This is a genomic window from Pseudoalteromonas sp. SCQQ13, from assembly GCF_015864415.1.
Taxonomy (GTDB): domain Bacteria; phylum Pseudomonadota; class Gammaproteobacteria; order Enterobacterales; family Alteromonadaceae; genus Pseudoalteromonas; species Pseudoalteromonas nigrifaciens.
Window position 1 is genome coordinate 63,735 of the sequence record NZ_JADYXG010000007.1, and the last position, 14,216, is coordinate 77,950.

15 protein-coding genes are annotated in these 14,216 nt (G+C 40.0%); 8 read left to right on the plus strand and 7 right to left on the minus strand.

The annotated features are described in order from the left end of the window. The first annotated feature begins 163 nt into the window (after window positions 1-163). On the plus strand, window positions 164-331 hold the full coding sequence (locus I6F41_RS07450; protein WP_007375427.1) for a hypothetical protein: 168 nt from the start codon (window positions 164-166) through the stop codon (window positions 329-331). A gap of 137 nt (window positions 332-468) precedes the next feature. After that, window positions 469-1,320, plus strand: coding sequence for a transporter substrate-binding domain-containing protein (locus tag I6F41_RS07455; RefSeq protein WP_011327981.1), 852 nt, complete (start codon window positions 469-471; stop codon window positions 1,318-1,320). Window positions 1,321-1,354: 34 nt separating this feature from the next. Here I6F41_RS07455 and I6F41_RS07460 read toward each other — a convergent pair whose 3' ends face one another. The 5 genes from I6F41_RS07460 to rnm form a co-directional block, all read right to left on the minus strand. Further along, on the minus strand, window positions 1,355-1,933 hold the full coding sequence (locus I6F41_RS07460; protein ID WP_011327980.1) for a YceI family protein: 579 nt from the start codon (window positions 1,931-1,933) through the stop codon (window positions 1,355-1,357). Between the two features lie 63 nt (window positions 1,934-1,996). Next, the gene (locus tag I6F41_RS07465; protein WP_197108046.1) at window positions 1,997-2,554 is read right to left on the minus strand and encodes a cytochrome b; all 558 of its coding nucleotides are present in this window, start codon (window positions 2,552-2,554) and stop codon (window positions 1,997-1,999) included. 233 nt (window positions 2,555-2,787) lie between these two features. After that, the gene (locus I6F41_RS07470; RefSeq protein WP_089368950.1) at window positions 2,788-3,540 is read right to left on the minus strand and encodes a segregation and condensation protein A; all 753 of its coding nucleotides are present in this window, start codon (window positions 3,538-3,540) and stop codon (window positions 2,788-2,790) included. Between the two features lie 96 nt (window positions 3,541-3,636). Next, window positions 3,637-4,257, minus strand: a complete 621-nt coding sequence (locus I6F41_RS07475) for an L-threonylcarbamoyladenylate synthase (protein ID WP_011327977.1) — start codon at window positions 4,255-4,257, stop codon at window positions 3,637-3,639. Then, window positions 4,254-5,108, minus strand: coding sequence for an RNase RNM (rnm, locus tag I6F41_RS07480; protein WP_182683269.1), 855 nt, complete (start codon window positions 5,106-5,108; stop codon window positions 4,254-4,256). The genes I6F41_RS07475 and rnm overlap by 4 nt, the downstream gene beginning before the upstream one ends. 488 nt (window positions 5,109-5,596) lie before the next feature. On the opposite strand from rnm, the gene I6F41_RS07485 reads away from it, so the two are divergent. The 6 genes from I6F41_RS07485 to trpA are packed head-to-tail and all read left to right on the plus strand — an operon-like array spanning window position 5,597 to window position 12,215. Continuing rightward, entirely contained in the window at window positions 5,597-7,165 is a 1,569-nt protein-coding gene (locus I6F41_RS07485; protein WP_182677079.1) for an anthranilate synthase component 1, read from the plus strand. Window position 7,166: 1 nt separating this feature from the next. Continuing rightward, window positions 7,167-7,769 carry an aminodeoxychorismate/anthranilate synthase component II gene (locus I6F41_RS07490; RefSeq protein WP_041454404.1) on the plus strand — a complete coding sequence of 201 codons (603 nt, stop codon included), beginning with the start codon at window positions 7,167-7,169 and terminating at the stop codon, window positions 7,767-7,769. Window positions 7,770-7,780: 11 nt separating this feature from the next. Continuing rightward, window positions 7,781-8,848 (plus strand): anthranilate phosphoribosyltransferase, encoded by a 1,068-nt coding sequence (gene trpD / locus I6F41_RS07495; RefSeq protein ID WP_089368172.1) that lies wholly within the window; start codon window positions 7,781-7,783, stop codon window positions 8,846-8,848. Further along, on the plus strand, window positions 8,841-10,205 hold the full coding sequence (gene trpCF, locus I6F41_RS07500) for a bifunctional indole-3-glycerol-phosphate synthase TrpC/phosphoribosylanthranilate isomerase TrpF (protein WP_197108048.1): 1,365 nt from the start codon (window positions 8,841-8,843) through the stop codon (window positions 10,203-10,205). Before trpD ends, trpCF begins: the two co-directional genes overlap by 8 nt. Before the next feature lie 7 nt (window positions 10,206-10,212). Continuing rightward, complete coding sequence (gene trpB, locus I6F41_RS07505; protein WP_011327971.1) at window positions 10,213-11,397, plus strand: tryptophan synthase subunit beta; 1,185 nt, start codon at window positions 10,213-10,215, stop codon at window positions 11,395-11,397. Further along, complete coding sequence (trpA, locus tag I6F41_RS07510; RefSeq protein WP_089368170.1) at window positions 11,394-12,215, plus strand: tryptophan synthase subunit alpha; 822 nt, start codon at window positions 11,394-11,396, stop codon at window positions 12,213-12,215. The genes trpB and trpA overlap by 4 nt, the downstream gene beginning before the upstream one ends. Window positions 12,216-12,299: 84 nt before the next feature. On the opposite strand, the gene I6F41_RS07515 is transcribed toward trpA, so the two are convergent. Together I6F41_RS07515 and I6F41_RS07520 are read right to left on the minus strand one after the other, a co-directional pair. After that, on the minus strand, window positions 12,300-12,569 hold the full coding sequence (locus I6F41_RS07515) for an HU family DNA-binding protein (RefSeq protein WP_197108050.1): 270 nt from the start codon (window positions 12,567-12,569) through the stop codon (window positions 12,300-12,302). Between the two features lie 197 nt (window positions 12,570-12,766). Next, window positions 12,767-14,191, minus strand: coding sequence for a sodium-dependent transporter (locus I6F41_RS07520; RefSeq protein WP_197108051.1), 1,425 nt, complete (start codon window positions 14,189-14,191; stop codon window positions 12,767-12,769). Between the last annotated feature and the right edge of the window lie 25 nt (window positions 14,192-14,216).

A 14,216-nucleotide genomic window follows, 5' to 3' on the forward strand; every position in this document is an offset into this window, starting at 1 on the left:
GAACCCCTTAAATAATACCGAGATGATTTTATTATCATCGCAAAAGTGTCATAAAGATCGTCAACACTGTAATGAAGCTAAACACAACATCGTTAATTTATTAACTGCATATAGCTATAAAAAATAGCGCAGAATAAATAACAAGAATAAAGTGAGTTTTATTATGTCTTATAAATATAACGGGTCTATGATCCAAATTGCACATCCAGTGCAGTCAATTTCAGTAAACAAACATCGTGTAATTTTTAGTGATACACAAGGTTTAAAAAATGCATTGTTTCAAAAAGCAAGCGATGCGCGTCAATTTGTTAAATGGCTAAAAGCCAGCTAACCTACACTGATTATAATTTGCCTACTTATTAGCGCAATAATCAAAATTAAATGCCAGCCTTGTTGCTGGCATTTTACTTTTTATCACTTTATTAGCTACACTTAAGGTTAATAGAATAATAGTAGGTAATTTTTGTAATGCTCCGCGCATTTTTAGTTGTTTTTATACTTAGCTTATTCAGCTCACCAGTTATTGCTAACACCATTAACTGGTTAACGCATGACTTTGCACCCTACTACATTTTAAATGGAGAAAACAAACACCAAGGTCGCGACGAAAGCATTATTTCTTTACTCGAAAAACAACTCCCCAATATTACTTTTAATAGAATACTCATTCCTTCGGGCAGAGTTATCCAAGAACTCTCCAATACCTCAGCCAATACGTGTGCTTTGTCACTGTATAAAAATAGTTTTAGAGAAGAGCGCATTTACTTTACTGATGAAAGCTCTACTACTGGCCTTTCTCCTGCAGTAGCTATGCATATTAAGCTCAGTAGAGCACTTAAGCTACCTGCTGATAAAGCGGTGTCGTTAGCCTCTTTAATTACGGCTGATAAGTTAACTTTAGGTATTTCTATGAGCCGCTCTTACGGTAACGAAATAGACACACTTATTAATACCACACCCGATATAAATTTAATTATTAGACCTACCCGAGATAGCTTAGCAAGCCTTACTTATATGCTTAATTTAAAACGCATTGATTTGTTATTAGGTTACCCAAGCGAGCACTACTATTTAGCTAAATCTATGAATTTTGATAAAAACCTAACACAGCGACCCCTTCTAGAGTCACCTGAGTTAAGTTATGGCTATATAGGTTGCACTAAAAACCAGCAAGGTGCCAAACACATTGCTTTGTTAAATGAACAACTAAAAATAATTAAACAAACCCAAGCTTATACGCAAATATTAATGCGCTGGTTACCTCCGCATTTAAAAATAAAGCTTAAAACACGCATAGCAGAAACAAAAAACGCCACATAATGTGGCGTTTTAATCGAAGTGCTTACTTCAGATATTACTGACGAATACCTTCAATAGATAAACCAATATCAACATGAGTTGATGCTGGGCCTAAATTGTAGTCAATGCCATAGTCAGCTAACTTAAGGCTAGTTTCGCCTTCAAAACCTACACGATGACCACCCCATGGATCTTTACCTTCGCCTACTTTATCTATTTCAAAGGTAATGGTTTTAGTAACGCCATGCAAAGTAAACTCACCCGTCACTTCACCAGAATCGTCGTCATCAAACTTTACGCTGGTACTTTTAAACGTTGCCGTTGGGTATTTACTAACATTTAAAAAATCTTTACCTCGTAAGTGCTTATCACGCTCTGCATGGTTAGAATCTAAACTCGTGGTATCAATGTTTACCGTGATCTGTGATGCGTTTGGTGTTTTTGCATCATAACTAAATGTACCGTCAAAGGTATTAAAGCGACCATGTAACCAACTATAGCCTAAATGCTTTATTTTAAAATTTACAAACGCGTGTGCGCCTTGTGTATCAATCACATAATCAGCAGCGTTTACAGCACTTGCCGATAGCAGCATAGCGCCTGATACCGCGGTACTTAATAGTAGTTTTTTCATTGTAATCATCCTTTTATTGGTAAATACCCGTTAACATTAATAGCTAATCTGAGTTCAGATTAGCTATTTATTTTTAGCGTTAATTGGTTTAATCATTCGAATTAATGTTTTATCTTTATCTATAAAATGGTGTTTTAATGCACCTAGTGCATGCAGTACAGCAAAACCAATTAAAGTGCAGGCTGCGTAATAATGCACTTCCCCAGCAATATCGGCTTGTCCGTCAAATGTAAAGTTTATTGCTGGCACATTGAATAACGTAAACACTTCGATAGCTCGCCCATCTGCGGTAGAAATTAAATAGCCTGCTACAACAATAACCGCCAAAATAATGTACATAATAATATGGGCAGTGTGCGCTATTTGGTTCATTGTTTTGTTAGTACCCAGTGGCTTAGGTTGAGTCGAAAAAGAGCGCCATAAAATTCTAAACAAAAACACCGCAGCTAAAGTCAAACCTATGCTTTTATGCAAGTCTAATGAGCCTTTATACCAACTATCGTAGTAGGTAAGTTCTACCATGTACAAGCCAAGGCCAAATAAACCAAAGATAGTTAATGCCATTAGCCAATGTAAAATAATCGCAATAAGCCCGTAAGATGCAGGCGAGTTTTTAAACATGTCTTTATTCCTTTATGTTATTACACCTACAATATCGCGCAAGAGCATAAATAGGAATAACATTTACAAACACTTTACGTGCATATACGCACAGAAGTATGTTTACGCAGCCAATTTTATTAACTAGTAGGTAATAAGTAGAGAATTATAAGACTTGCATGCGGAGCTTTTTAATAACTATTGTTAATTGTAATCGTTATTAAAAGAGGTTGTTTTTGAGTGCTTATTAATAACTATTGAGTCGATTTTTTACTGAGGCTCACATAAATAAGGCTATCTGATGTGACTTGCAGGCAGGTAATTAACCCTTCTTTTACCAGCTCAAGTATAGCGATAAAGCTAACCACTGCACCGCTTCGCCCTTCATTAACAGTAAAAAGTGCACTAAATGGTAAAGCCGATTGAGTATGTGATAACTGCTGCAATATTTGGCTCATGCGTTCACGGGTAGAAAGTACTTCGGCGCTAATTAAGTGATGTTCTAGTGTTTTAGCGCGCGCCATTATATCGCTCAGGGCAAAAAGTAAATCTTTAAGTTGCACTTCAGGAAGCTGCTCAGTGATATTTTCAGCCACCGGCATAGCAGCATGGGCTACAAAAATATCACGACCCACCCGCGGAATTTCGTCTAAGTTTTCGGCGGCTTTTTTAAATTGCTCGTATTCTTGCAAACGTTTAATAAGCTCTGCACGAGGATCTTCCTCTTCTTCTAGCTCTTTGTGTACGGGCAACAGTAAACGAGATTTTATTTGCGCCAATAAGGCTGCCATCACTAAATACTCGCCCGCAAGTTCGAGTTGAAACTCAGTCATCATTTCAACATAACTCATGTATTGCTCTGTAATACTAAAAATAGACAATTCGAGAACATCAAGCTTGTGTTTTTTTATTAAATACAGCAATAAATCGAGCGGGCCTTCAAACGTTTCTAAAATAATTTCCAGCGCATCTGGCGGAATATATAAATCAGACGGTTTATCGACCATGGCTTTACCATGTAAAAAAGCCAGTGGCAGCTTTTGCTGCACTGGCTTTTCAATGGGGGTGCTTATTGGTTTGGTGTTTTCTTCGTTCACTATTTTTTACTCAAACGGACTAGTATCACCACAGCCAACACGCAAAATTTGCACTTCATCTTCAGATAAATCAACCACTGTGGTTGCTTGCTCTGCTAAATAACCACCATGGATAATTAAATCTACGTGTTTATCTAATCGCTCAATAATTTCATCTGGATCTGACTCAGTGTATTCTTCACCTGGCAAAATAAGTGAACACGACATGAGTGGCTCGCCAAGTTCCTCTAGCAATGCACACGCAATAGGATGCGCTATAACGCGTATACCTATGGTTTTTTTCTTGTCGTTTAATAAACGTTTTGGTACTTCTTTAGTGCCTTTAAAAATAAAAGTATAAGGCCCGGGAGTATTGTTTTTTATTAATCTAAAGGTTTGATTATCTACGCGTGCATACGTAGAAAGCTCAGATAAATCGCGGCACACTAAGGTAAAGTTATGGTGTTTTTCTATGCCACGAATACGCTCAATACGCTCTTTTGCTTGTTTATTACCAATATTACACCCTATGGCGTACCCCGAATCTGTAGGGTAAACAACAACGCCGCCTTGCTTAATTATATCGGCAGCTTGTTGAATTAACCTTGATTGTGGATTCTCTGGATGAATATGAAATAGTTGACTCATGTTGCTGCTCCTTCTTGCTTTTCCCAAGCTTGCCAAACGCCGCGGCAATCCTTAGGTAAGTATAGATTTTTACCAAGCTCTAAGTAGCTTGTCGGAAAATGAAAATCAGACCCTTGTGAACACAACAAATCATACTCACGGCTCAACTCGCCTAAAAATTGACGATCACTTGGTGCTTGCTGAGGCTGAGCAACTTCCATTGCGTCTCCGCCAACAGATTTAAACTCAACCAATAATTTGCGTAGCCATTTATTAGACATTTGATAACTGCTAGGGTGAGCTAAAACCGCCACTCCACCAGCGGCATGAATCGCCTTAATAGCCGTTTGCATATCGCACCAACTACTTGGTACATAACCGGTTTTTCCGCGCCCTAAATATTTTTTAAATACCCCAGGAAAGTTTTTTGCAACACCGCGTGCTATTAAAGCGCGAGCAAAATGCGCGCGAGTAATTTGCGCATCTTTTGCAAGCTCTTTGGCTTGTTCGTAAATATCATCAAAGCCATTTTTAGCTAGGCGTGTACCTATTTCTAACGCGCGAGTTTCGCGTTTTTGCTGTTGCTCTAGCAATAAAGCCGTTAGGTCTGAATTTTCAGTATCAATATTTAACCCCACAATATGAATTTCAAAGCTTTCCCAGCGGGTTGATATTTCAACTCCGGTGATCAGCGATAATGGTAGGTTTTCGGTATCAATAATATGCTGAGCAGGCTTTATGGCCGCCACAGTATCGTGATCTGTAATAGCAAACACATCTATATTTTTATCAACAGCACGATGCAATAGCTCTGCAACGCTTAGCTGCCCATCGGAATGTGTTGTATGGCTATGTAAATCATATTTTATCAAAAGAAAACTACTTAAAATTAAGTGTGGAAAGTATCGGTAATTAGTATAACAAGTTTTTTAACTAAATTGTTTTTAAATAAACACTTGACATCAAAGCATATGATACGTTTTACTGTAGCCACTTAAAGACACTATAAGCATTAACAATAATGAACAATTCTACTTTAAACACTATTTGGTGGTGGCACTCGTAATTTCCGGGTGATGAATTGTCGTGTCTAACAAATATTCAAAACCCGCAACTGTGCGGGTTTTTTTATCACTAAATTTTATAATTATTATTTAAACGTATCTTTTTAACCAGTAACGACTGGAAAAAATAAAAAGCATTAGAGGCTAAAAAACATGAATAACAATCTTACTCTTACACATCGTTGGTGGCGCTTAATTTAGCGGGACGGTAATGATCTGTTTGTAATTTAGATATCGTTATTTAAACCCCGCATTGCACAGCATTGCGGGGTTTTATTTTTTTGAGGGAATGAGGTTTGATTTTTAGTCACATAACTACCACACCAGGTGAAGTAACCAGCATTACGCAAGTACGCGACTATATTAGTAGCCCGCTTGCACTATATAGCGCACTTGATAAGCCAAATTCGCTACTGCTTGAGTCGGCCGAAATTGAGTCTAAAGACAGTGTTAAAAGTTTAATTTTAGTTGATTGCGCACTGCGTATTGTATGCCAGGGTAAAACCGTAACGATTACAGCGCAATCAAATAATGGGCAACAGCTACTAAGCTATTTACAAGCCAATGTAAAAAGCTGCGAAGCCACTCTAAACGAGACAACATTAACGCTTGCGTACTTAAGCTCAAACAATGATATTGACGAAGCGAGTAAGTTGGTTGCCGATAATGCATTCAGTGCACTGCGCACCTGTATTAACAGTATTAAAAGCACCACCAACAATCCTTTTTCGGTTTTTTTAGGCGGTGTATTTGCCTACGATATGGTAGCCAATTTTGAACAGTTAAGTGATGTGCCAGACGGCGAAAACACCTGCCCCGATTACGTATTTTATTTAGCCGAAACACTAGTGGTAATTGATCATCAAAAACAAACCACAGAACTTATTGGTAATGTATTTAATGGCCCCGACGTACATGCAAACTGCTTTGAAGTAGGTAAAGAGTTAGAGCGCTTAAATACCTTATGCGATAACGCTGCACAATTTAGCGCCAAGATACAAAGCGGCGAATGCGATGTTGCTATTGATATAAGCGACGAAACTTACTGCGAACAAGTAATTAAGCTTAAAAAGAATATTGTAGATGGCGATATATTTCAGGTTGTGCCTTCGCGTACTTTCTCGCTGCCTTGCCCCGATCCACTTCATGCTTACAGCAAACTTAAACAGCAAAATCCCAGCCCGTATATGTTTTATATGCGCGACGAAGACTTTGCTTTATTTGGTGCATCACCCGAGTCAGCACTTAAATACACTGTGGCATCAAAACAGGTCGAAGTGTATCCAATTGCAGGTACTCGAGCGCGTGGCAAATTTGCGAATGGTCAAATAAATCTAGACTTAGATAGCCGCATCGAGCTTGAGCTGAGAAACGATCAAAAAGAGCGCGCTGAGCATTTAATGCTAGTTGATTTAGCCCGTAACGATGTTGCCCGTATTAGCGTAGCCGGTACGCGCTTTGCAAAAGAGCTATTAAAAGTAGACCGCTACTCTCAAGTAATGCATTTAGTGTCGCGCGTTGTCGGCACGCTAAAGCCAGAGCTTGATGCACTACACGCATACCAAGCATGTATGAACATGGGAACCTTAGTTGGTGCACCAAAAGTACGCGCTGCAGAACTTGTGCGCCAAACCGAAGGTAAACGCCGTGGTAGCTACGGTGGCGCTGTAGGTTATTTAACCGGTGATGGCGCTATGGATACCTGCATTGTTATTCGCTCAGCCTTTGTAAAAAATAATATTGCTTACGTGCAAGCCGGAGCCGGAGTGGTATTTGACTCAGATCCGCAGTCAGAAGCAAACGAAACCCGTGCTAAAGCACAAGCGGTTATTACCGCTATTAAATCTACTTTCGAGGCGGGTTAACATGAGCCAGCAACACCCAATTAAAATTTACTTTTTAGATAACTTTGACTCGTTTACCTATAACTTAGTTGACGAGCTAACTATGCTTGGCTGTGAACTGGTTGTTTACAGAAACAATATTAGCGCTGAGGTTATTTTTAATAAAATGCGCCAAGAACAAGGCCAAGTGCTATTAGTACTTTCCCCAGGCCCTGGCACACCAAGTAATGCAGGCTGCTTAATGGATTTAATAGCGCTTACCAAAGGTCACTTCCCTATGCTGGGTATTTGTTTAGGCCAGCAAGCTTTAACCCAAAGTTATGGCGGCGTAATTGGCCATGCTGGGGAAACCGTACACGGCAAATCGTCAATAATTGATTTAGGTGAACACCCAGTATTTAACGGTATGGGCAGCACTATGCCCGTAGCGCGTTATCACTCTTTAATGGCCACTAAAGTGCCTGATAATATTGCAGTAATTGCCCAATACCAAGATATTCCTATGGCTATTTATCATCATGATGACAATGTTTTAGGGTATCAGTTTCATCCTGAGTCTATTTTAACCCCAAACGGCGCGCAGCTATTACAGCAAAGCATTGCCTACTTAACCGCTAGCCAATAAAGGAGAACATAATGAGTATACAAACCAAGCAAAACATTAATGTTCTCAGTGCTAATATGCACAATGCGAGCATTCAAACTGCAATTGAGCAACTGATAAGCAACCAATCATTAAGCTACACGCAATCTAAAGCGCTGTTTGATGAAATAATGCAAGGTAACATGAGTGATATTGAGCTTAGCGCACTGCTTATAGCGTTAAAATCAAAAGGCGAAATCAGCGATGAAATAGCTGGCGCTGCGGCGTCTATGCGAGAAAATGCGCTTGCCTTTAATACTACCCGTAACCAACTTGCTGATTGCTGCGGCACCGGTGGCGATGGCTCTAATACAATTAATATTAGCACTACCGCTGCTATTGTTGCAGCCGCGGCAGGTATTAATATGGTAAAACACGGTAATCGCAGTGTCTCGAGTAACTCAGGCTCTGCCGATTTGCTCAAAGCATTGGGCATCAATATTGAAATGACGCCAGCACAAGCGGCAAATTGCTTAGAACAAACAGGCTTTACTTTTTTGTTTGCACCTCAGTACCACCCAGGCGTACGCCACGCAATGGGAGTACGTACTGCCCTTAAAACACGCACTATTTTTAATATTTTAGGGCCTTTGGTAAATCCAGCTGCGCCTGAAGTACAGTTACTCGGGGTATACAACCCCAATTTATGCCTACCTATGGCACAAACATTAAGAACCCTAGGCACCAAGCGCGCAATGATAGTACATGGCTCTGGCACCGACGAAATTGCTCTGCACGGCCCAACTACTGTGGTTGAGTTAAATAATGGCAACATTAGCGAGTATACGCTTAACCCAAGTGACTTTGACCTTGCAAACTATTCACTTGAACAACTAACCGGTGAAGGCCCACAATACAACGCTAATGTCTCTCTTGCTATTTTGCAAGGTAAGGGTGATGAAGCGCATAATGCCGCTATTATTGTTAATGTGGCCGCACTGTTATACCTAAGTGGTAAAGCGCAATCGCTAAAAGACGGCGCACAACAAGTACACACGTTATTAAGTTCAGGGCAAGCCATGAACACACTAAATGCAATTATTGAGGTAAGTAATGGCTAATGTATTAGACAAAATTGTTGCTGATAAAAAATTAGAACTAATTGAGCGCAAAGCCGCTCGCCCACTAGATAGCTTTAAGCACCTTGCGGTGCCTACAACTCGCAGCTTTTATAAAGCACTTGCAGCCCCTGGCATTCAGTTTATTTTAGAATGTAAAAAAGCATCGCCGTCTAAAGGGCTTATTAGAGAACCTTTTAATTTAACAGAAATAACCTCGGTTTATAAAAAGTATGCCAGCTGTATGAGCGTGCTAACCGACACCAAGTATTTTCAAGGCAGCTTTGATTACTTAGAGTTTGTACGTAGCCAAGTAGAGCAACCTCTTATTTGCAAAGATTTTTTTATAGACGAGTATCAAGTATATATGGCGCGTATTTATGGCGGCGACGCTATATTATTAATGCTCTCAGTACTTGACGATGAAAGCTATAAAGCATTGCATAGCGTTGCTGACTCGTTAAATATGTCGGTGCTAACTGAGGTAAGTAACGAAGCAGAAGTACACCGTGCGCTTGCCCTTGATGCTAAAATAATTGGCATTAACAACCGAGACTTACGCGATTTAAGTACAGATTTAGCCACCACCGAAAAGCTACGTAAACTTATTCCAGCTAATAAAGTCGTTATTTCGGAGTCGGGTATTTACACCCACCAAGACGTAAAACGATTAGCGCCACTTTGCGATGGCTTTTTAATTGGCAGCTCACTTATGAGCGAACGCGATTTAGAACAAGCCTGCAAAAGAGTTATATTAGGCGATAACAAAGTATGTGGCTTAACACGCAGCCAAGATGCGCTTGCAGCGTATGAAAATGGCGCCGTATATGGCGGGTTAATTTTTCATCCTAAGTCGCCTCGTTATGTCGACTTAGACTGCGCCATAGAGCTTAGCCAAAGTGCACCGCTTAACTTTGTTGGGGTATTTGTAGATGCGCCTATAGAGCAAGTAGCCCAGTACGCAAGTGTGTTAAAATTGGCGGCTGTGCAATTACACGGTCAAGAAAGTGACGATTACATTACCACCTTGCGTACACAACTACCTAGCGACTGCGAAATTTGGAAAGCACAGGCAATAAAAGATGCATTGCCGACTCCAGTACATGGTGTTGATCGCATTTTGTACGACACCCACAGCAACACCCAAGCTGGCGGTACAGGTAAAACATTTGATTGGTCGGTGCTACGTGATGCCACCACCCCCTTTATGCTTGCTGGAGGCTTAAATCCTGAGAACATTAAAGAGGCACTTTTTCAAGGCGCCTTAGGGCTAGACCTTAATTCTGGAGTGGAACAGTCTCCGGGTAAAAAGTGCCCTAACAAATTACAAAACGCATTTACAAGTATTAGAAATTATTGAGGTTAAAATGAAAAATCCAGCTTATTTTGGCGAGTTTGGCGGTATGTTTGTACCCGAGCTACTTGTCCCTGCGCTTAAGCAGTTAGAAAACGAATTTAACAAAGCACAAAAAGATCCACAGTTTCAGGCTGAGCTTTCAAAATTACTTAACGAGTATGCGGGTCGCCCTACGCCACTTACTTTAACGCGTAATTTAATTAAAAACCCAAAGGTTAAACTGTATTTAAAGCGTGAAGATTTACTGCACGGTGGCGCGCACAAAACTAACCAAGTACTTGGCCAAGCGTTATTAACTAAACGTATGGGTAAAACAGAGGTTATTGCCGAAACAGGTGCAGGCCAACATGGTGTTGCTACAGCACTTGCTTGTGCTCTGCTGGGTTTAAAATGCCGTATTTACATGGGTGCAAAAGACGTTGAACGTCAGCAACCAAACGTATTTAGAATGGAGCTAATGGGCGCGACTGTGATTCCGGTAACAGCGGGTTCAGGCACATTAAAAGATGCTGTAAACGAAGCACTACGTGACTGGTCAGCAAATTATCAAGATGCGCACTACCTACTTGGTACTGCAGCGGGCCCACACCCATTCCCAACTATTGTGCGTGAATACCAAAAAATTATTGGTGAAGAAGCAAAACAACAAGTGCTAAAAGCTGAAGGTCGCCTACCTGATGCCGTTATTGCCTGTGTTGGCGGCGGTTCTAATGCCATTGGTATGTTTAGTGATTTTATTAACGAGCCAAGTGTAAAGCTCATTGGTGTTGAGCCTGCTGGTAAAGGTTTAGATACACACGAGCACGGTGCTACTATTTGTAAAGGTACTAAAGGTATATTGCACGGTACTTACACCTATATTATGCAAAATGACGACGGCCAAATAGAAGAGTCGTATTCTGTATCTGCCGGCCTTGATTACCCAGCTGTTGGGCCGCAACATGCATTTTTACACGAAACAGGTCGTGCACAATATGTAGCCATTACCGACACCGAAGCACTAGACGCTTTTCAGTCGCTTGCCAAAAATGAAGGTATTATTCCGGCGCTCGAATCTAGCCACGCCCTCGCTTATGCACTTAAATATGCAGAAGCGCTAACTGATGAAAGCATTATAGTGGTTAATTTAAGTGGCCGAGGCGATAAAGACTTAGCCCACGTTCACAATGTATTGTCGCAAGGAGGTCAAATATGAGCCAAGTAAAAACAGATCGCTACGGTAAAATGTTTGCAGCCCTAAATGAGCAAAAACACGGGGCATTTGTACCCTTTGTAACTATTGGCGACCCCGGTAAAGAGCAAAGTATTGCTATTATTAAAAGTTTAATTGATGGCGGCGCTGATGCCCTAGAGTTAGGTATTCCGTTTTCAGATCCAATCGCAGATGGACCAGTCATTCAAAAAGCAAATATTCGCGCCCTTAATGTACACATTAACACCCAAGACTGCTTTGATATTATTAAACAAATACGCCAGTACAATGCAGATATTCCAATTGGTTTATTACTGTATTCAAACTTAGTTTTTAAGCGCGGTATAGACACCTTTTATAAAGATGCTAAAGCCGCCGGCGTAGACTCTATTTTAGTGGCCGATGTGCCACTGCATGAGTCAAAAACATTTAGAAAGGCAGCCATGGCAAACGGTGTAGACCCTATCTTTATTGCCACCCCTAATGCTGATGACGACACGCTTCGTGCATGCGCATCGTATGGCAGAGGTTACACCTATTTACTGTCGCGTGCGGGAGTTACCGGCACTGACGAAAAAGCGCAAATGCCAGCGGGCAACATTGTAACTAAATTAAAAGAATACCATAGCGCACCAGCACTATTAGGTTTTGGTATTTCAACGCCTGATGATGTAAAAGCCGCATTAAATGCCGGTGCTGCGGGGGCTATTTCGGGCTCGGCAGTGGTTAAAATTATCGAAGCAAACCTTGATGATTTACCCACCATGACCACACAATTAAAAGCCTTTGTAACTAAAATGAAAGCTGCTACAGCGCTTTAATAAACTACAACGGAAATTAAAAAAGGGCATTTTTAAAATGCCCTTTTTTGTTTTTATAAATAAAGTGTTTAACGGAGAATAAAATTAAAGAACATCTTTTAACGCTTTAGAAGCCTTAAACACCGCTTTATTAGCCCCTTCAATTTCAATACTGGCACCGGTTTGTGGATTACGCCCAGTGCGTGCTGGGTAATAGCTTAATGCAAAAGTACCAAAACCGTTTATTTGAACTTGATCCCCTTCTGCTAGCGACTTAGTAATTACTTTTTGTAAACTGGTAAGTGCTACTTGTGCGTCTTTTTTAGTTAACTCACTTTTTTGAGCCATAGCGGTAACTAGTTGTGCTTTATTCATTGAATGCTCCTAAATACACGCATAATGAAATTAATTAAGCGTGGGAATTTAACCATAATATAAAATAAAGTCAGGGAGGCTAAGGCTTACAAGGACGCAAGTCAACCCTACAGCGTTAATACAATTAATATTATGTACATTTATTTCAGACATAAAAAAGCCGCGAAATACGCGGCTTAATTAATATTAATCAGTTTTTAAAAACCAAATAATTTCAATCCAAAAAACTTAGTTGCAACTGTGTTTATAAATATAGTCGCTAAAATAATTGGAATAAACGTTGAAAGCGAAAAGTTAACATATTTTTCCATAAAGCTGCCTGCATAATTAGGCGAGCCTATGCTCAACTCTTTACTTAAATTTGCTTTTTTCCAGCGGTACATTACAAATAAACACACCATTAAACCGTTAAACGGTAAGATGGTGTCGTAAAATACATCGTAAACTACATCAAAAAAGCTTTTACTTTCACCGCCGTAACCAGTAAACGACGTTAAGCTATCTACCATACCAAACGACATAGTACATAAGATTGTAAGTACGCCTGTGGCTAAGGTTAAAATACCCAATGCTTTTTTACGGCTTATGCCTTTGCGATCGCTTAATGTTGCTGTAGGTACTTCTACAATAGAAACGAGTGATGTAATTGCAGCAAAAAATACTAATAAAAAGAATAAGAATGCCACTGCCGATGCACCAAAGTAACCAATATCATGTTGCAGTGCTAACAATATTTTAGGAAGGTATACAAATATCATCGATACTGATGAATCAGAAAGCGTTGCTGGGTCTGTATTTGGATCAAAGCTAAAAATAGCCGGTAACACCATTAAACCTGCAACAAACGCAACTAATGAGTCGGTAATCGCGACCATTTTTGCACTGCCTACAATGTCGTCCTTTTTAGATATATAAGACGCATACGTCATTAAAATACCCATACCAAGCGATAATGAGAAAAATGCTTGCGCTAACGCACCATTTAACACACTGGCATTCATTTTAGAAAAATCAGGAATAATATAATACTTAACACCTGCCATCGCGTTATCTAGCGTTAATACATAACCCACTAACACAATTAACATGACAAATAATGCCGGCATTAAAAATTTAGCCGCTTTTTCTATTCCTTGCTTTACACCACCTAACAAAATTAAGTTAACAACAAGTACCACAGCTGCCATATAAGCAAATACTGTGTAGCTATTAATAAACAACCCAAAGTGTCCAGGGTTTGCCAACGAATCTAAATTACCAAGTGCGGTTTGCGTTAAATAGCCAAAAATCCATACGGTAATAACCATATAAAAAACCGCTATCATAAAAGGAGTAAATACAGCTAAAAAACCAGCCAACTTCCATTTTGTGTCATTGTTACCCAATATTTTGTATGAGCCTAGGGGATCTTTTTGCGCTTTACGGCCCATGGCCATTTCAGCCATCATTACGGGTAAACAAATAAATGCGACAAACAAGGCATAGACGAGCAAAAATGCGCCACCACCGTTTTTTGTTGCAGAAACAGGAAAGCCCACTAAATTACCAATGCCCACAGCAGAGCCCGCCGCTGCTAATATAAAACCTAAGCGGGAGCTAAAGTGCTCTCTATTTTCACTCATGTATAAACCTTGTTATTATTTATCT

Excerpts from the sequence above, each read along its gene's own strand:
- trpB (WP_011327971.1), top strand. The coding sequence starts at position 10,213 with ATGAAAAATCCAGCTTATTTTGGCGAGTTTGGCGGTATGTTTGTACCC.
- I6F41_RS07455 (WP_011327981.1), top strand. The coding sequence starts at position 469 with ATGCTCCGCGCATTTTTAGTTGTTTTTATACTTAGCTTATTCAGCTCA.
- I6F41_RS07475 (WP_011327977.1), bottom strand. The coding sequence starts at position 4,257 with ATGAGTCAACTATTTCATATTCATCCAGAGAATCCACAATCAAGGTTA.
- I6F41_RS07460 (WP_011327980.1), bottom strand. The coding sequence starts at position 1,933 with ATGAAAAAACTACTATTAAGTACCGCGGTATCAGGCGCTATGCTGCTA.
- I6F41_RS07465 (WP_197108046.1), bottom strand. The coding sequence starts at position 2,554 with ATGTTTAAAAACTCGCCTGCATCTTACGGGCTTATTGCGATTATTTTA.
- I6F41_RS07520 (WP_197108051.1), bottom strand. The coding sequence starts at position 14,191 with ATGAGTGAAAATAGAGAGCACTTTAGCTCCCGCTTAGGTTTTATATTA.
- I6F41_RS07515 (WP_197108050.1), bottom strand. The coding sequence starts at position 12,569 with ATGAATAAAGCACAACTAGTTACCGCTATGGCTCAAAAAAGTGAGTTA.
- I6F41_RS07450 (WP_007375427.1), top strand. The coding sequence starts at position 164 with ATGTCTTATAAATATAACGGGTCTATGATCCAAATTGCACATCCAGTG.
- trpA (WP_089368170.1), top strand. The coding sequence starts at position 11,394 with ATGAGCCAAGTAAAAACAGATCGCTACGGTAAAATGTTTGCAGCCCTA.
- trpD (WP_089368172.1), top strand. The coding sequence starts at position 7,781 with ATGAGTATACAAACCAAGCAAAACATTAATGTTCTCAGTGCTAATATG.
- I6F41_RS07490 (WP_041454404.1), top strand. The coding sequence starts at position 7,167 with ATGAGCCAGCAACACCCAATTAAAATTTACTTTTTAGATAACTTTGAC.
- I6F41_RS07470 (WP_089368950.1), bottom strand. The coding sequence starts at position 3,540 with ATGGTCGATAAACCGTCTGATTTATATATTCCGCCAGATGCGCTGGAA.
- trpCF (WP_197108048.1), top strand. The coding sequence starts at position 8,841 with ATGGCTAATGTATTAGACAAAATTGTTGCTGATAAAAAATTAGAACTA.